The 16,419-nt window shown below is 68.3% G+C and carries 15 protein-coding genes; 6 read left to right on the forward strand and 9 right to left on the reverse strand.

Going from position 1 to position 16,419, the window contains the following annotated elements; all coding sequences use genetic code 11:
* Nucleotides 1–99 precede the first annotated feature (99 nt).
* Nucleotides 100–828 carry a GntR family transcriptional regulator gene (locus tag B0293_RS36345; RefSeq protein WP_005158982.1) on the forward strand — a complete coding sequence of 243 codons (729 nt, stop codon included), beginning with the start codon at nt 100–102 and terminating at the stop codon, nt 826–828.
* A gap of 160 nt (nt 829–988) precedes the next feature.
* On the opposite strand, the gene B0293_RS36350 is transcribed toward B0293_RS36345, so the two are convergent.
* The 7 genes from B0293_RS36350 to B0293_RS36385 form a co-directional block, all read right to left on the reverse strand.
* Nucleotides 989–2,371: an OFA family MFS transporter gene (locus tag B0293_RS36350; RefSeq protein WP_005158985.1), complete on the reverse strand. Its 1,383-nt coding sequence runs from the start codon at nt 2,369–2,371 to the stop codon at nt 989–991.
* 33 nt (nt 2,372–2,404) lie between these two features.
* On the reverse strand, nt 2,405–4,534 hold the full coding sequence (locus tag B0293_RS36355) for an acetate--CoA ligase family protein (protein ID WP_005158986.1): 2,130 nt from the start codon (nt 4,532–4,534) through the stop codon (nt 2,405–2,407).
* An 11-nt stretch (nt 4,535–4,545) separates the two neighbouring features.
* Nucleotides 4,546–5,775, reverse strand: coding sequence for a formyl-CoA transferase (frc, locus tag B0293_RS36360; RefSeq protein ID WP_005158989.1), 1,230 nt, complete (start codon nt 5,773–5,775; stop codon nt 4,546–4,548).
* A gap of 16 nt (nt 5,776–5,791) precedes the next feature.
* A complete protein-coding gene (locus tag B0293_RS36365) occupies nt 5,792–7,531 on the reverse strand; it encodes a thiamine pyrophosphate-binding protein (RefSeq protein WP_005158991.1) in 1,740 nt (579 codons plus the stop codon).
* 212 nt (nt 7,532–7,743) lie between these two features.
* Nucleotides 7,744–8,571, reverse strand: coding sequence for a formate dehydrogenase accessory sulfurtransferase FdhD (gene fdhD, locus B0293_RS36375; protein WP_077241474.1), 828 nt, complete (start codon nt 8,569–8,571; stop codon nt 7,744–7,746).
* Entirely contained in the window at nt 8,571–9,902 is a 1,332-nt protein-coding gene (locus B0293_RS36380; protein ID WP_005158994.1) for an OFA family MFS transporter, read from the reverse strand. The genes fdhD and B0293_RS36380 overlap by 1 nt, the downstream gene beginning before the upstream one ends.
* Before the next feature lie 93 nt (nt 9,903–9,995).
* Complete coding sequence (locus B0293_RS36385) at nt 9,996–10,640, reverse strand: GNAT family N-acetyltransferase (protein WP_005158996.1); 645 nt, start codon at nt 10,638–10,640, stop codon at nt 9,996–9,998.
* A 75-nt stretch (nt 10,641–10,715) separates the two neighbouring features.
* Here B0293_RS36385 and B0293_RS36390 point away from each other — a divergent pair, with 75 nt between their 5' ends.
* Both B0293_RS36390 and B0293_RS36395 read left to right on the forward strand, forming a co-directional pair.
* Entirely contained in the window at nt 10,716–11,870 is a 1,155-nt protein-coding gene (locus tag B0293_RS36390; protein WP_005158998.1) for an epoxide hydrolase family protein, read from the forward strand.
* Between the two features lie 45 nt (nt 11,871–11,915).
* Entirely contained in the window at nt 11,916–12,731 is an 816-nt protein-coding gene (locus B0293_RS36395; protein ID WP_005159000.1) for a MerR family transcriptional regulator, read from the forward strand.
* On the opposite strand, the gene B0293_RS36400 is transcribed toward B0293_RS36395, so the two are convergent.
* Nucleotides 12,718–13,539: an alpha/beta fold hydrolase gene (locus B0293_RS36400; protein ID WP_005159002.1), complete on the reverse strand. Its 822-nt coding sequence runs from the start codon at nt 13,537–13,539 to the stop codon at nt 12,718–12,720. The two genes, B0293_RS36395 and B0293_RS36400, sit on opposite strands and share 14 nt — an antisense overlap.
* Before the next feature lie 51 nt (nt 13,540–13,590).
* Here B0293_RS36400 and B0293_RS36405 point away from each other — a divergent pair, with 51 nt between their 5' ends.
* Nucleotides 13,591–14,157: a GNAT family N-acetyltransferase gene (locus B0293_RS36405; protein ID WP_005159003.1), complete on the forward strand. Its 567-nt coding sequence runs from the start codon at nt 13,591–13,593 to the stop codon at nt 14,155–14,157.
* Nucleotides 14,154–14,780 (forward strand): LysE family translocator, encoded by a 627-nt coding sequence (locus B0293_RS36410; protein WP_005159005.1) that lies wholly within the window; start codon nt 14,154–14,156, stop codon nt 14,778–14,780. The genes B0293_RS36405 and B0293_RS36410 overlap by 4 nt, the downstream gene beginning before the upstream one ends.
* Nucleotides 14,781–14,802: 22 nt before the next feature.
* Here B0293_RS36410 and B0293_RS36415 read toward each other — a convergent pair whose 3' ends face one another.
* Entirely contained in the window at nt 14,803–15,870 is a 1,068-nt protein-coding gene (locus B0293_RS36415) for a cobalamin-independent methionine synthase II family protein (protein WP_005159007.1), read from the reverse strand.
* A gap of 257 nt (nt 15,871–16,127) precedes the next feature.
* Between B0293_RS36415 and B0293_RS36420 the strand changes: the two genes are divergently transcribed.
* The gene (locus B0293_RS36420) at nt 16,128–16,394 is read left to right on the forward strand and encodes a DUF3040 domain-containing protein (protein ID WP_039918475.1); all 267 of its coding nucleotides are present in this window, start codon (nt 16,128–16,130) and stop codon (nt 16,392–16,394) included.
* Nucleotides 16,395–16,419 lie beyond the last annotated feature (25 nt).

Raw genomic sequence — 16,419 nt, forward strand, 5'->3', positions numbered from 1 at the left:
GCACCCAGAGGACGAAATGCGAGATGAGGCGGTGAAATGTCGGGATTTTGCATACCAAAAGCTGTATCCTGGGACAGGAACAAGACATCCGGAGGTCCAGTGAGCCAGCCCGTTTCGCCCCTGCCCGACCGCGGCCCCACCGGCCGTCGCACCAAGGGCACGCTCAACCCGGCGACGGCCAAACGTGTCGAGCGGCCGGCACCGCTGCGCCAGGTCGTCTACGACGCGCTCGCGGAGCTGATCATCAACCGGACCCTCGAACCCGGCCAGCACCTGGTCGAGGCGGACCTCGCCGAGTACCTGGGCGTCAGCAGGCAGCCGGTCCGCGAAGCATTGCAGCGCCTGCAAAGTGAAGGCTGGGTCGACCTCCGCCCCGCACAGGGCGCCTTCGTGCACATGCCCACCGACGAGGAAGCCGATCAACTCCTCAGCGTGCGCACCGTGCTGGAAGCGCACTCCGCCCGGCTCGCCGCCGACAAGGCCGGTGACGAGGACGTCGCACGCCTGTGGGAACTGCAGAAGGCCGGGCTGGAGGCGTTGGCCGCCGAGGACACCGAAGGCCTCGTCGCGGCCAACGCCGCGCTCCACGCGTTCATCACCGAACTGTCCGGGAACGCCGTCCTGGCCGAGATGATCGGCATGGTCGATCGCCGGGTCCGCTGGTACTACACGCCGATCGCCCGTCCTCGCAGCCACGACGCCTGGCAGGAGCACGAGGAACTGATCAACGCCATCGCCGCCGGTGACGCGCCCGCCGCCGAGCGGATCATGAACCAGCACACCGAGCGCACCAGGCAGGCCTTCCACGAACGTCCGAAGGAGGACTAGGCGCTGTCCTGTAAGTCCGTTCAATGGGCTTCGTGATCCAGGTGGTTCCTGGCGGTGCGGGCGGATCGGCCTCGTACCGGGTCGTACTCGGCCGGGTCCGCCCGTGCCGTCAGGGACCGCCTGGGCGCGAAGACCGCGAACATGACTTGCAGGACAGCGCCTATGCGGGGTTCAGTTCCTGCTCGCGCCGGCGGGTCCGTGAACGCGAACGCCCCGGCTGGTGCAGCAGCAGGCTGAGTGCGGCCGCGAACAGGCTCGTCCCGCCCGCGAGGAAGAACGCGCCGCCGTAACCCCACGCCACCACGACCATCGCGCCGACACCCGAGCCGAGCATGCCCGAGATCAGCTTCGAGCTGTAGACCAGGCCGTAGTTGCTGGCGTTGTTGTTCTCGCCGTAGAAGTCCGCCGTCATCGCCGCGAACAGCGGGAAGATCGCGCCGCCGCCGAAACCGGACACCATCGAGGCCAGCAGGAACAGCGGCATGCTGCCGATCGAACCGGACAGGTACACCGCGAACTGCGCGAGGCCGAGCACCACGCAGACCATGAACAACGTCTGCCGACGGCCGTAGCGGTCGGAGATCCAGCCGATCACCCCGCGGCCGGTGCCGTTGATGATCGCCTTGAGGCTCATCGCCAGCGCGACGATCCCGCCCGCGAAACCCATCTCGTTGCCGAACGGGACCTGCATCGCGATCCCGAAGATGTTCACCCCCGCCGTGCACAGCAGGCAGAACCACATCAGCGGCAACATCCCGGTCCTGAGCGCTTCCCGTGGCGTGTACTGCTTCACCGCCGGCGGGTTCTTCAGCAGGGACCGGCGTACACGCGGGTCGTCGGACACCTTGAGGGGATCGACGTGCGACGGCCACCAGTTCTTGGGCGGGTCCTGGAAGTAGAAGCCGCTGACCGCGAGCACCGCGGCCAGGAAGAAGCCGACCACGAGCAGGACGCCCGAAAAGTTGGAAAGGTCCATATAGGACGTGAAGAGGAAGATGAACGGCACCGAACCGTAGGCGAAGCCGCCGTTGACGAACCCGGTCTTGCCGCCACGCCGTTCCGGGTACCACTTCCCCACCATGTTGACGCAGGTCGCGTAGACCAGGCCCGCCCCGCCACCGCCGAAGAAGCCGAAGCCGAGGTAGGCCCAGAACGAGCTGGGCGCGTAGGCCAACGACAGGTAGGCGAGCAGGGTGCCGACGGCGCCGATCAGCATCGCCGCCTTGGCGGGCAGCTTGCCGTTCTCCCGCAGCTTCCCCGCCGGGAAGGCCACGATCGCCTGGAAGAACACCCAGACCCCGAGCAGCCAGAAAATGGTGGAACCGTGCCAGCCGTGCGCCGCCGACAGCGTTTCTTCCGCCGAGGTGAAGGCGTATTCCGAGGAGCTGATGGCCATCATGGCGACCCAGGGCAGGATCACCATCGTCCATCGTGGACGGCCCATGATGTCGCGATCGGTTTCGCCGACCCGGTAGATCCGGCCGTGGGAATCGGTTACTTCCTTGTATGTTCCGGGTGGTTGAGCCGCGGTCGATGACGTCACTGTCATTCTCCTTGGGTCGGTTGGGACCGGAATTCAGCCGAGCAGCCCCGCCGAACGTGCCCAGCGATACTTCGCGCCGAGCACGGCCACCGGTTTCTCCGTCGTGTAGGGATAGGCCACGACGCCGTGCTCGTACAGGAAAGCGCTGGCCTCTTCGACCTCGACGTCGCCTGCCAGCGAAGCGACGACGGGCTTGTGGATCCCCTTTTCCCGGTATTCGGCGACGACTTCGGAAACCAGTTCCGCGAACACCATCGGCGGGGTGACGATGGTGTGCCAGTAGCCGAGGATCAAAGCATGGATCCGCTCGTCCTCCAAGCCGAGCGCGATCGTGTTCCGGTAGGTGGCAGGTGGCTCCCCGCCGGTGATGTCGACGGGGTTGCCCGCGGCCCCGAACGGTGGGATGAACTTCCGGAACGCCGTGTCGAGATCGGGCGGGATCTCCATCAGATTGAGCCCGTTGTCCACGCAGGCGTCGGAAAGCAGGACACCGGACCCGCCCGCGCCGGTGATGATCACGACGTTCTCGCCTCTCGGCGTCGGCAGCAAGGGGATGCCGCGTGCGTATTCGAGGAGGTCGTTGAGGCCGGGTGCCCGGATGACGCCGCTCTGCCGCAGGATGTCGTCGTAGACCTTGTCGTCGCCCGCCAGCGCGCCGGTGTGCGAGCTCGCCGCCTTCGCGCCTTGGGAGGTCCGGCCCGCTTTGAGCACGACGACCGGTTTCCGCACGGAGACCCGTTTCGCGGTTTCCGCGAACGACCGGCCGTCTTTCAGATCTTCCAAATGCATCGCGATGAGTTCGGTGTTTTCATCGTGTTCGAAGAACGTGAGCAGATCGTCCTCGTCGATATCGGCCTTGTTGCCGACACCGACGATCGAAGAGACACCCATTTTCGCCGACCGGCTGAACCCGAGGATCGCCATCCCGATCCCGCCGCTCTGCGAGGAAAGCGCGACCCCGCCCTTGACGTCGTACGGCGTGCAGAACGTCGCCGACAGATTCTCGGGCGTGTAGTAGTAGCCGTAGATGTTGGGGCCGAGGATCCGGACGCCGTGCTCCCGCGCGATCGCGACGACCTGGTCCTGTAGCTCGATGTTCCCGGTCTCGCCGAACCCGGACGGGATCAGGATGGCGCCCGCCACCCCTTTCCGGCCCGCTTCCTCCAGCGCGGCGGGGACGAACTTGGCCGGGATGGCGAACACCGCGACGTCGACGTCGCCCGGCACGTCGGAAATGCTCGGGTAGGCCTTGCGGTCGAGGATCTCGGCGGCCTTGGGGTTGATGGGGTGGATCTCCCCCGCGAACCCGCCGTTCACAAGGTTCTTCATCACCGAATTGCCGATCTTGCCCGCTTCCGCGGACGCGCCGATGACGGCGATCGAAGCCGGCTTCATGATCCGGGTCATCGACGCCAGGATCTCCTCCTGGCCGAACCGCACGGGCTCCCGCGCCGCTTCGGGGTCCACGAGGATCCGGACGTCGACGGCGGTGGCGCCGCCGGAGGTGGCCAGCACCGGGTTGAGGTCGACTTCGGCCAGTTGCGGGAAGTCGGTGACCAGGGCGCCGACGCGGGTGAGCACGTCGGCCAGCGCGTCCCTGCTCACCGGCTCCGCACCGCGCACCCCGCGCAGGATCTCGGCGGCCGCGATCCCGTCGATCATCGAAAACGCCTGGTCACGATCGAGCGGGGCGAGCCGGAACGTGACGTCCTTGAGCACTTCGACCAGCACCCCGCCGAGCCCGAAGGCGACGATCTTGCCGAAGGTGCGATCGGTGGTGGCGCCGACGATCACCTCCTGCCCGCCGGTCAGCAGCTGCTGCACCTGGACACCGGTGATGTCGGCGCCGGCGTCGTACGCCCTGGCGTTGCCGATGATGGTGCGGAAGCCGTCCGCCACCGCGTCCGCCGTCGCGAGGCCGACCAGCACCCCGCCCGCCTCGGTCTTGTGGAGGATGTCCGGGGACACGATCTTCAGCACCACCGGAAGGCCGATCTCCTCCGCCTGCGCGACGGCTTCCTCGGCGGTGGTGGCGAGCCCTTCCCGCGGGGTCGGGATCCCGTAGGCCTCGCACACCTGGCGGCCTTCCGGCGCGGTCAGCGACGTCCGGCCTTCGGCGGCGACCTTCTCGAGGACCTTCTCGACGATCTCTTTGCCTGCCATGCGGTCTCTCCTCAGATCACGCCGGCCGCGCGCAGCCGGTCCAGGTCGTCCGCGCCGTAGCCGAGTTCGCCGAACACCTCGGCGTTGTGCTCGCCGAGCAGCGGCGAGCGTTCGACGTCGACCGGCGAGTCGGAAAGTTTCAGCGGGCAGCCCACGGTCTTGAAGGCACCTCGTTCGGGGTGCTCGACCTCGACGACCGAGCCCAGCTCGGCCAGCGTGGCGTCTTCGGCGAGTTCCCTGGTGGACAGGATCGGCCCGCAGGGGATGTTGTGGGCGTTGAGCGCCTCCATCACCTCCCATTTGGTGTGCTGCTCGGTCCACTCCTCGATCATCCCGAACGCCTTGTCCAGTTTGGACAGTCGAGCTTCCGGGGTGGCCCAGTCCGGATCCTCGGCGAGTTCGGGTTTCCCGATCAGGTCGGTGATGGGCTGCCAGCCGACCGGCTGGATGATCACGTAGATGTAGTCGTTCGGCCCGCCCGGCGCGCATTTCACCGCCCAGCCCGGTTGTCCGCCGCCGGACGCGTTGCCCGAACGCGGCACCTCGTCGCCGAAGACGTCGTTCGGGTACTCGTTGAGCGGACCGTGCGCGAGGCGTTGCTGGTCGCGGAGCTTGACGCGGCAAAGGTTGAGCACCGCGTCCTGCATCGCGACCTGGACCCGCTGCCCGCGACCGGAGTTCGTCCGCTGGTACAGCGCGGCCAGGATCGCGGCGACCAGGTGGATCCCGGTCCCCGAGTCGCCGATCTGCGCGCCGGTCGCGGTCGGCGGCCCGTCCTCGAAGCCGGTGGTGCTCATCGCGCCGCCCATCGCCTGCGCGATGACCTCGTAGGCCTTGAAGTCCGCGTACCGGCCGGGGCCGAACCCCTTGATGGACGCGTAGATCAGCCGCGGGTTCAGCTCGGCGAGCCGTTCCCACGGGTAGCCGAACCGGTCGACCACGCCCGGTCCGAAGTTTTCGACCAGGACGTCCACACTGGACACGAGCTGTTCGAAGACCTGCTTGCCTTGCTCGCTTTTCATGTTCAGGGTGATGCTGCGCTTGTTGGCGTTGAGCATCGTGAAGTAGAGACTGTCCACTCCGGGCAGATCCCGCAGCTGGCCGCGCGTGATGTCACCGCGGCCCGGCGTCTCCAGTTTGATCACGTCCGCGCCGAGCCAGGCCAGGATCTGCGTGGACGAAGGTCCTGATTGGACATGCGTCATGTCGAGGACGCGGACGCCGTCGAGTGCCTTTCCCATCGGTGATCCCTCCCGGCTACTTGTACATGGTCTGGTTCATGGTCCCGGGCGCGTACACGTCCGGGTCGATCCAAACGTTGACGAGCGAAGGCTTTCCGGACTCGCGGGCACGCAGCAGCGCCGGGCCGATGTCCGCGGGGTCGCGCACCGCCTCGCCGTGCCCGCCGAGCATCCGCGCGAACTCGTCGTACGGGACGTCGCCGAGCGTGTTGCCGACCCGCTGACGGCCCTGGCCGTACTTGGCCGCCTGGCCGTAGCGGATCTGGTTCATCGACGAGTTGTTGCCGACGATCCCGACGAACGGGAGATCGAACCGCACCAGGGTTTCGAAGTCCCAGCCGGTGAGGCTGAACGCGCCGTCGCCGAACAGCGCGACGACCTCCTTGTCCGGCCGCGCGTGTTTCGCGGCGAGGACGAACGGGATCCCGACGCCGAGCGTGCCGAGCGGGCCGGGGTCCATCCAGTGCCCCGGCGCCTTCGGCTGGACGACCTGCCCGGAGAACGTGACGATGTCGCCGCCGTCGCCGATGTAGAGCGAATCCTCGGTGAGGAACTCGTTGATCTCGTGCACCAGCCGGTACGGGTGGATCGGGCTCGCGTCGGAATGCTGGAGCGGCAGGCGTTTCCGCTTCGCCTTCTCCTCGACGGCCTGGAGTTCCTCCAGCCAGGCCTTGCGCCCCACCGCGCCGTTGTCGACCCGGCCGGTGGCCGCCTCCGCGACCGCGGCGAGCACCTGCCCCGCGTCGCCGACGATGCCGAGGTCGACGTCCCGGTTCTTCCCGACCGTGCGGTAATCGAGGTCGATCTGCACCACCGTGGCGTCCGGCGAAAGCCGTTTGCCGTACCCCATGCGGAAGTCGAACGGGGTGCCGACGATGACGATCACGTCGGCGTTGTCGAAGGCGTACCGGCGCGAGAGCTGGAAATGGTGCGGGTCACCGGGCGGCAGGGTGCCGCGGCCCGCGCCGTTCATGTACGCGGGGATGTTCAGCCCGCGCACCAGTTCCGTGGCCGGCTCCGTGGCGCGTGTCGTCCACACCTGGCTGCCCAGCAGGATGGCCGGTTTCTTCGCGTGGACGAGGAGGTCCGCGAGCTTCTCGATGTCCGCCGGGTCGCCTGCGTTGCGGGTGGACGCCCGGTACCGGCCGGCCGACGGGACGCGCGCCTTGGCCACCGGGACCTTCGCGTCGAGCACGTCACGCGGGATTTCCAGGAAGGACGGCCCGGGCGCGCCGTGGTAGCACTCGCGGAAGGCCATCGACACCAGGTCCGCCACCCGCGCGGTGTCCGGGACGGTCGCAGAGAACTTGGTGATCGGCGCCATCATGTCGACGTGCGGGAGGTCCTGCAGCGACCCCATTTTGTGCTGGGTCAGCGCTCCCTGACCGCCGATGAGGAGCATCGGGCTTTCCGCGCGCAAGGCGTTCGCGACGCCGGTGACGGCGTCCGTCGTGCCCGGCCCCGCCGTGACGACCGCGCAGCCGGGACGGCCGGTGATCCGCGCGTAGCCGTCGGCCGCGTGCGCCGCCACCTGTTCGTGCCGGACGTCGATGACCTCGATGCCCTCGTCGACACAGCCGTCGTAGATGTCGATGATGTGCCCGCCGCACAACGTGAAGATCGTGTCGACGCCCTCCGCCTTGAGCGCCTTGGCCACCAGGTGGCCGCCGGAGATCAGGTCCTGGGCGGGTTCGGAACCGTTGGTGGTGGCCTTCGCCGTGGTGTCCCCCGCAGCGGTGCCGGTCGTTGGCGCCATCGTTCAACTCCTCTTTCTCGCACGCCGGACCTCTCTGATCCGTGCGCTCGTGTCCGGTTCTGCTCCGTCCGCCCGGCCCCTACGCGAAACCCCTGGTCGCGGCAGACTGTAGATTGCATACCGTATGAGGTAGTCATACCTTTACTCTTCGGGAGCTCCGGTGTCCAGAGCCCCAAGCAGGTTTCTCCGCCCCCCGCCGAGGGCAGGCGCGGTCAGGCCAGACCGAGGCGATCCGGACGGCTGTAGACGTTCATCGACGCACCCCGCAGGAACCCCACCAGCGTCAGGCCCAGCTCCGCGGCGAGGTCCACCGCCAGCGACGAGGGTGCGGAAACCGCTGCCAGCAAAGGAATCCCGGCCATGACGGCCTTCTGCACCAGTTCGAACGACGCCCGCCCGCTGACCATCAGCACCGTCCCGGTCAGCGGCAACCGGCCGTCGCGCGCGGCCCAGCCGACGACCTTGTCGACGGCGTTGTGCCTGCCGACGTCCTCCCGCAGGCACAACAGTTCCCCGGACGCGCTGAACAACCCGGCCGCGTGGAGTCCGCCGGTGCGGTCGAAGACCCGTTGCGCCGCACGGAGCCGATCCGGCAATCCGGACACCGTGGACGGTGTGATCGCCAGATCGTCGCCGTCCACCGGCCAGGTCACGGTGGTCCGCACGGCGTCGAGGCTCGCCTTCCCACACAGGCCGCACGACGACGTGGTGTAGAAATTGCGCTCCAGAGAAGCGTCGGGAGGATCGACGCCGTCGGCGAGGACGACGTCGAGCACGTTGTAGGTGTTCGACCCGTCGGCGGTCGCGCCCGCGCAGTAGCGGATCGAATGGATGTCCTTGCTCGACCGGGAAACCCCTTCGCCGACAAGGAAACCCGCGGCGAGGTCGAAGTCGTGCCCCGGCGTGCGCATCGTGATCGTCAGCGGCTTCCCGCCGACGCGGATCTCCAAGGGTTCTTCGACGGTCAGCGTGTCCGGGCGGGCACCCGGCACGCCGTCGACGACACGGACCACGCGCCGCCTGCTCGTCACGCGCCCCATCAGCGGGCTATCGGCAACAGCGACTTCGGCCTTCCTGGCTGGGAAAGTCGTCCGCCGAGCGCCGCGCCGAGAACGCTGAGCGCGCCGGCCACCGCGAACGCGCCGAGGTAGCCGTGAGTGGACACGACGAACGCGGCGAGCCCGACTCCGAGCACCGCCCCGACGGCCTTCGCGGTGTACAGCACCCCGAAGTTCGGCAGCGCGGACTCCTCGCCGAAGTAGTCGCGGACGAGCGGCACCAGCAGCGAGTAGCAGCTCCCGTTCCCGAGCCCGGCCAGCGCGGCACCGATGACGAGCCCCACCGCGTGATCGCCCGAGTAGAGCAGGACGAACTGGGCGATCCCGCCCGCGGCCAGCGCGAGGCGCAGGATCCGGCGTCTGCCGAGCCAGTCCGAAAGCCTGCCGAGCAGCACGCGTCCGGCGCCGGTCACCCCGGCGAGCACGGCGAGCGCGACAGCGGCGAGTACCGGCCCGCCTCCTTGCGCGGCGACGAAAGTCGCGAGATAGGCGACGTCGAAGAGCAGGACCGCGGCGGCCAGCACGACGATGAGATACATCGCCACCGCGGTGGGACAGCGGAGCACCTCCCCCGGCCGGTACTCGCGCAGCGCCGGCCGGTTCACCGCGATCGCGCGGTTGCGCACCTTGTCGGCCGCCCACACGCGGGGATCCGGCCGCTCCGGCCACCATTGGGGCGGCGGGTCGCGCAGGAGGATCGCGGTGCTCGCGATCATCATGAGGACGGCGACCGCGACGACGTCCAGCAGCGGCCCGCGGTTGCCCTCCGTCAGCCAGAATCCCGCCACCAGCACGAAAACCACGCTGCCGTAAGCGAAAGCGCCGCTGACGGCGCCCACCCGCGCCGGGACACGGTCGGGGAACCACGCCATCACCGTGCCGACGCAGGTCGCGTAGACGACGCCGGTCCCGATCCCGCCGAGCACCGAGTAGCCGATGAACATCGCGAGGAGGGTGTTCGCGTGCCCCAAGGTGAACATCCCGGCCGAACAGAGCACGCCGCCGATGATCACCGCCACCGACGGCGGGAACATCCCGCGTTCGCGCAGCCGGGCGACCGGGTACACCGCGCAGGCCTGGCACACCGTCCAGAGCGCGAACGAGACGACCACTTCGGAAAAGGTCCAGCCGTAGGTGGTCATCAGGACCGGTGCGACGACACCGAAGCCGTACTGCTGGATACCCGCCGCGAACATCGCCGACCAACTGAGCCACGAGATCCATGACCGGGGTTTACCGAGCAGGTCCACGTCGCTCTCGCCGACGCGATATCGGCGTCCGTAGTGGTCTCGCAGGATTCGAGGATCGGGCATGGGTCCCACCCCGCTCACGGCAGATTGTATACAGTATGTAGTTTGGTTATAGCAGGCCTCGGCGCGGAAGTCCACGCGTCGCCGAGCCGGACGTCAGACGAGGCCCAGCACCGGGAGACACTCCTGAACGCCGGCCAGTTCGATGTCGTCGCGCCGCCGGCGATCCCAGATGTCCCTGGTCAACCGCCAGCACTGGATCAGCCCGACCTCTCCGCGCCGGGTGTCCCAAGTGGTGCCGTTCTTCTCGTAACCCAGCGCCCGCGACACCCGGTTGGACGCCTGGTTGTCGGCGAAGGCATCGCTCGATGCCTCCTTCGCGCCCAGCCCGGCGAACGCCAGATGCAGCACGGCCGCGCGCATTTCCGCCCCGAGCCCGCGCCCGCGCAGTCCCGGCGCCAGCCACGAGAAGCTCGACACCGTGCCGAACTTGGCGAAATCGGTCCCGATCAGGTCCTGCATGCCGATCGGCTCGCCATCCAGCACCACGACGAAGTACAGCCGCCAGAAGCTCGGGTCCACGCGGGCGCGTCCCGCCCAGATCCCCCGCAGCCACCGCCATTCGCGGTCGGGATTGTCCGCGTACAACGAAATCGGGTCGTCGAACGGCCAGGGCGCGGTTTCCGCGACACCGGCCCGGACGGTCGGGACCAGTCGCTCCAGCAACTCGTCCGACGCCCCGGCCAAGGTCAGCCGCGGCGTCCGGACCTCGATGTTCAGCGGAGGGTAGGTGTGGCTCACCCTCGGGACGGTAGGCGGACGGGAAGGCCCGGTGCATCGAATTTTTGTCGGACCCCCTCGTTAGCGTCGCCGGGCATGGAGACCACTCCCTTCCGAGCCGGGGTCCCGGAGGCCGATCTCGAAGACCTCCGCGCCCGGCTCCGCCGCACCCGCTGGCCCGAGGGCGAGACCGTCGACGACTGGTCGCAAGGGGTACCCGCCGCGTACCTGCGCGAGCTCTGTTCGTACTGGGCGGAGTCCTACGACTGGCGTGCCGCGGAATCGCGGCTCAACGCCATCCCCCAGTTCAGGAGCGAGATCGACGGGCTCGGCATCCACTATCTGCACGCCCGTTCCCCGCATCCCGGCGCGCTGCCGCTGATCCTCAGCCACGGCTGGCCGGGTTCGATCTTCGAATTCCTCGACGTGATCGGCCCGCTCACCGATCCGGTCGCCCACGGCGGCGACGCGGCCGACGCGTTCCATGTCGTCGTGCCGTCGCTGCCCGGGTACGGCTTCAGTGACAAACCCGAGAAGACGGGTTGGTCGATCCAGCGCATCGCCGACGCGTGGATCCACCTCATGGACGGCCTGGGCTACGAACGCTTCGGCGCCCAAGGCGGCGATTGGGGCACGAACATCACCACGCTCATGGGACGGACGGCGCCCGAGCGCCTGGTGGGAATCCACCTCAACCCGCCGCTGGCGGCACCGGATCCGGCGACGTTCGGCGACCTCACCGAAGCCGAGCGGAAATCGCTCGACGATCTCGAACGCGGGAACGCGGACGGTTCGGGTTACGCGAACTTGCAGCGGACGAGGCCTCAGACGATCGGCTACGCGCTGAGCGACTCACCGGCCGCGCTGTGCGCTTGGATCGTCGAGAAGTTCCAGGCGTGGACGGACTGCGACGGCCGTCCGGAGAACGCGCTGAGCCGGGACGCGATGCTCGACGACGTCACGCTCTACTGGCTGACCGGCACCGGCGCCTCGTCGGCCCGGTTGTACTGGGAGAGTTTCGCCGAGGTGTCGAGCTGGTTCACCGAATCCACTGTGGACACGATCGGCGTGCCGGCGGGCTGCTCGATCTTCCCGCGCGAGTCGCCGCGGCCGTCCCGTCGCTGGGCCGAGCGCCGGTTCACCGACATTCGGTACTGGAACGAACTGGAGCGGGGCGGCCACTTCGCGGCCTTCGAGCAGCCGGCCGTGTTCACCGAGGAGGTGCGGTCGTTCTTCCGGCTCGTGCGGTGACCGCTTGACTGTGACACCGTGTCAGGCTGTCGGCTGGGAGGCGTCATGTTCAGTATCGGAGATTTCGCCAAGCACGGCCGGGTGTCGGTCCGGATGCTGCGTCACTACGACGCCATCGGGCTGCTGCGGCCCGCCCACGTCGACCCGTTCAGCGGGTACCGGTCCTACACCGGCGACCAGCTGGCCCGGCTCAACCGGGTGATCGCGCTCAAGGATCTCGGCTTCACACTCACCCAGGTGCAGGAGATCCTCGACGCGGAGATCGGCGCCGACGAGCTGCGCGGGATGCTGCGGCTCCGCCGGGCCGAACTCGAAGCGGCCATCGCGGCCGACGAGGCACGGCTCAAAGCCGTCGAAGCGAGGCTCCGGTCGATCGAAAGCGAGGGAAGCATGCCTACCGAAGACGTCGTCGTCAAAAGCCTGCCCGCGGTGCGCGTCGCCGAGCTGACCGGGACGGCGAGCGGATACGTGAACGAGGAGATCGGGCCGGTCGTGCAGGGGTTGTACCAGGAACTGTTCGGCGCGCTCGGCCCGATCACTCCGTCGGGTCCGCTCATCGCCTACTACGAGGACGACACCGACGGCGAACGGGTGCTCATCCACGCCGCCGTCCCGATCGCGGCCGAAACCGACGGCTCCGAAGGATTCTCGACGGTGCGCCTCGCCGAAGTGCCGGCCGCGGCGACGATCCTGCACCGCGGCTCGATGGAGACCGTGCTCTCCAGCTACCAGGCGCTGGCGAAATGGGTCGACTCGCACGGGTACCGCGCGAACGGTCCGGCGCGGGAGTTCTACCTCGAATGCCCGGACGACGGGGACAAGTGGATCACCGAGCTGCAGCAGCCGATCACCAAGGCCTGACGTACCGCTCCAGGAAGTCGGTCACGGCGCCGCGGAACGCGTCCGGCGCCTCCAGCCACGGCACGTGACCGACACCGGGCAGCCGCACCCGGGTCACCGACGGCAGGGCCTGCTCCAGCGAGTCGACCGCCCAGCGAGGCCGGGTGTCCGCCATCCCGTCCACGATCAGCGTCGGTACCCTCAGCGACCGGCAAGCCTCGACGAGTTCCGGCTCCGGCGCCGCCCGCATCTCCTTGCCCAGCGCGACGTTCGCCTCGTAGTTGATCGGGAACCAGGGCGTCGCCATCGCCTCGGCGTGGCGTGCACCGTCGGCCACGAAGTCGGCCGTCCACTGGAGCACCGCGAGTTCACGCTCTTCGGCCTCATCGCGGTCCTTCGCGCGAAGCTCGGCCCACCGCGGATGCCGATCCCCCAGCGCCCGCTCGAAGTTCTGCTCGAACTCCGCATGCCAGTCGTATCCGAGCCCGACCCCCGACACGTAGACGAGCGCGCTCACCCGCTCCGGATGCGCGAGGGCGTAGAGGAGCCCGAGATGCGCACCCCACGAATGCCCGAGCACCGGGACGCGGTCGAGCCCGTGCCACTCACGGACGGCGTCGACGTCGGCCACCATCCGCTCGAGCGTGTACGGTCCCCGCGGATCCGAGCGGCCGGCACCGCGCTGATCCCACCGGATCAGCCGGAATCCCGGGCCGGGATCGAGCGTGCCGAACATGTCCCACAGGCCAGGGCCGCCGTGGCAGCACAGGATCGGTTCGCCCCGGCCGGTCGCCGAGGTCCACAGTTCGCGGCCGTCGTCGGTGATCACCCCACGATTATCCGGTAGGCGCGGTCGCCGCCGTCGGCTATTTTCCGCGACATGACGACGTACACACCGCCGCAGCGGACGGCCACCCTCGCCGACGCGCCGGCCATCGCGGCGCTGATGCGGGCGTCGGTGCTGGAGTTGTTCCCCCGGTTCCACGACGAGCGGCAGACCGCGAGCGCGGCCGAGCACATCGCGGCCATCGATCTGCGGCTGATCGAAGACGGCACCTACTTCGTGCACGAGGCCGACGGCGAGATCGTCGCCTGCGGAGGCTGGAGCAGGCGCAACAAGACCCACGCCGGCGCGGGCGACGCGGAGGACGACGACCGTCCGCTCGACCCGGCCACCGAGCCGGCGCGGGTGCGCGCCATGTTCGTCCGCGGCGACTGGACCCGGCGCGGTCTCGGGCGCGCGATCCTCGAGTCGTGCCGTCTCGCGGCGAAAGCCGAGGGGTTCACGTCGCTGACGCTGACCGCGACCATGCCCGGGGTCCCGCTGTACCTGTCGTTCGGCTTCACCGAGGTCGAACGGGTGACGGTGACGACGCCCGACGGCGTCGATCTTCCGGGCGCGGTCATGGCCCGGGACGTCGAACAGCCGGATAGGATCGAAGAATGATTTCCGGGGGCACCGCACTTTCGTTCGTCCTGGTCTGCCTGCTCGGCGCGATGGCGCCCGGCCCGGATTTCCTGGTGGTGACCCGCAGCGCGATCCTCGGCGGGCGCAAGGCCGGGATCGCCGCGGGGCTCGGCATCGCGCTCGGCGTGTTCGTCTGGGTGGTCGCGATCGCGCTCGGCGTCGGGGCGATCCTCACCGTGTCGGCGGTCGCCTTCACCGTGGTCAAACTGATCGGTGCCGCGTACCTGATCTTCCTCGGCGTCAAGGCCTGGCTGGCAGTACGCCGCGGCGACTACAGCGAACTCAAGGACAAGGTGACGCCCGTCGTCGAGCCGAGGGAGGCGTTCCGGCAGGGACTGTTCACCAACCTGCTCAACCCGAAGGTCGCGGTCTTCTTTCTCGCGCTGATCCCCCAGTTCCTCCCGCATTCGGCCTCGACCGGCCAGACCCTGCAACTGGCGGTGCTGGCCACGACCGTGGCCGTGGTGTGGACTTTCGTCCTGGCGACCCTGGTCGGTTCGCTGCGGCGGTTCTTCGCCTCCGGCCGGGTGCGTCGCGCGATGGACGCGGTGATGGGCACCTTGCTCGTCGGGCTCGGCATCCGCGTCGCCGTCCAGAACTGAGCAAGGCGCCCATCACACGACGTCAGCCGAGGCCGAGGGCTTCGGCGGCGAGACGCGTGCCTTCGACACGGGCGGAGATCTTGGCGAACGCGGTCTCCCGCGACGTCGAGGTGTCGTCGGCAAACGGCGAGAACCCGCAGTCGTCACAGGTGCCCAGCCGGTCCGGCGGGATGAACTGGGCCGCCCGGAGAACCCTGTCCCGGACCTCCTCGGCGGTCTCGACGCGCGGGTCGATCGGGTCGGTGACGCCGACGAAGATCCGCTGTTCCGGGCCTGCGTGCTCGGCGATCACCCGCAGCGCCCGCTCGGGATCCGCCTCGCTGGCCATCTGGACGTAGACGTTGCCCACCTTCAGCTTGAACAACGTCGGCAGGAGCTCGGCGTAGTCGACGTCGAGACTGTGCACGGAGTCCTGGTCACCACCCGGGCAGGTGTGCACGCCGATCCTCTTCCGCTCCTCCTCGGAGAACCGGTCCAGCACGGCGTTGTTCAATTCCACAAAGGACTGAAGAAGCCCGCCGGACGGATCGAGCTTCAGCGACAACCGGCCTTCGGTGAAGTCGATCTGAACACTGTCCGCTCCGGCGTCGAGGCTGCGGCGGATATCGGTTTCCGCCTCATTCACGAGGTCGGCGATGAACTGTTCTTTGTCATATCCGGACAATTCTTCACCTGGATAGACGAGCCCGATCGCCGAAGCGGCGATCACCGCCTGCTTCACGGGTTTGGTCGCGTGCTTCTTGGCTTCGCGCAGATAAGTGTCGGCGTAGGTCTGGTAGCGGAAAGGGCCGGCGGTCAGCTTCGGCAGCTGCCTGGTGTGCCCGTCGGCGAACGGGATCACGACGCCGTCCGGCGCCAGGGAAGCGAGGCCGGCCAAGGGATAGGTGGCGAAGCTCGGTTTGCCCTGCTCGCCGTCGGTGATGACGGGCGAACCGGTCTCCTCCAGACGTTTGATGGTTTCCACTAGAGCTTTTTCCTGCAACTCTCCGAGACCGTCGGCGTCGAGCCGCCCGGCCGCGTACTCGCCGAGCGCTTCGACGAGGTAGCCCGGACGGGGAATGCTGCCGATCGGTTCGGTGGGTATGGTCATCGCTCGCGTCCTCCCAGATGAAGCTGCTTGCGGCCGCCATGGCCACAAGCGCAGAAACTACCGATCACTCCCCTCCTTGACGATCTTTCCGCGGACCGAAACCACTAATGGCGCAACCATTCGGCCCAGAAGAGATGTGCCATTCGCCGAGACGTATAGGCCGTTATACGAAATTCCTCGAAATTCGATGCTTACCCTCCTCCACACCTGGGTATTCCGTGGATGTCGACGGGCGGGGCGCGCCGAAGGAGAAACCGATGCTGAGCCATCACGATCGGCAAGAGCTGGAGAAGATCGAGCGCTGGTTCGAGCTCACCGAGCCGGCGCTGGCCGCCCGGCTCCGCTCCGGCAAACCCGCGCAACCGCCACTGCTCCGGCTGGCGGTCGTTCTGACTCTCGACATCATCGCGGGTCTGCTCATGTTGCTGGGCGTCGTACTGAACAGCCCCGCTCTCCTGTTGACCGGGATGATCACCGTGACCACGGCGGTGATCGTGCACCTGTCCCGGTTCGGCCGGGACTGATCACCTTCCTCCCGCACGCCGGTAG

The organism is Amycolatopsis azurea DSM 43854, from assembly GCF_001995215.1.
GTDB classification, from domain to species: domain Bacteria; phylum Actinomycetota; class Actinomycetes; order Mycobacteriales; family Pseudonocardiaceae; genus Amycolatopsis; species Amycolatopsis azurea.

What these genes read in the sequence shown, in the direction of transcription:
- B0293_RS36355 (WP_005158986.1), bottom strand. Translation starts at nt 4,534, where the DNA reads ATGGCAGGCAAAGAGATCGTCGAGAAGGTCCTCGAGAAGGTCGCCGCC.
- frc (WP_005158989.1), bottom strand. Translation starts at nt 5,775, where the DNA reads ATGGGAAAGGCACTCGACGGCGTCCGCGTCCTCGACATGACGCATGTC.
- B0293_RS36365 (WP_005158991.1), bottom strand. Translation starts at nt 7,531, where the DNA reads ATGGCGCCAACGACCGGCACCGCTGCGGGGGACACCACGGCGAAGGCC.
- fdhD (WP_077241474.1), bottom strand. Translation starts at nt 8,571, where the DNA reads ATGGGGCGCGTGACGAGCAGGCGGCGCGTGGTCCGTGTCGTCGACGGC.
- B0293_RS36380 (WP_005158994.1), bottom strand. Translation starts at nt 9,902, where the DNA reads ATGCCCGATCCTCGAATCCTGCGAGACCACTACGGACGCCGATATCGC.
- B0293_RS36390 (WP_005158998.1), top strand. Translation starts at nt 10,716, where the DNA reads ATGGAGACCACTCCCTTCCGAGCCGGGGTCCCGGAGGCCGATCTCGAA.
- B0293_RS36395 (WP_005159000.1), top strand. Translation starts at nt 11,916, where the DNA reads ATGTTCAGTATCGGAGATTTCGCCAAGCACGGCCGGGTGTCGGTCCGG.
- B0293_RS36405 (WP_005159003.1), top strand. Translation starts at nt 13,591, where the DNA reads ATGACGACGTACACACCGCCGCAGCGGACGGCCACCCTCGCCGACGCG.
- B0293_RS36410 (WP_005159005.1), top strand. Translation starts at nt 14,154, where the DNA reads ATGATTTCCGGGGGCACCGCACTTTCGTTCGTCCTGGTCTGCCTGCTC.
- B0293_RS36415 (WP_005159007.1), bottom strand. Translation starts at nt 15,870, where the DNA reads ATGACCATACCCACCGAACCGATCGGCAGCATTCCCCGTCCGGGCTAC.
- B0293_RS36420 (WP_039918475.1), top strand. Translation starts at nt 16,128, where the DNA reads ATGCTGAGCCATCACGATCGGCAAGAGCTGGAGAAGATCGAGCGCTGG.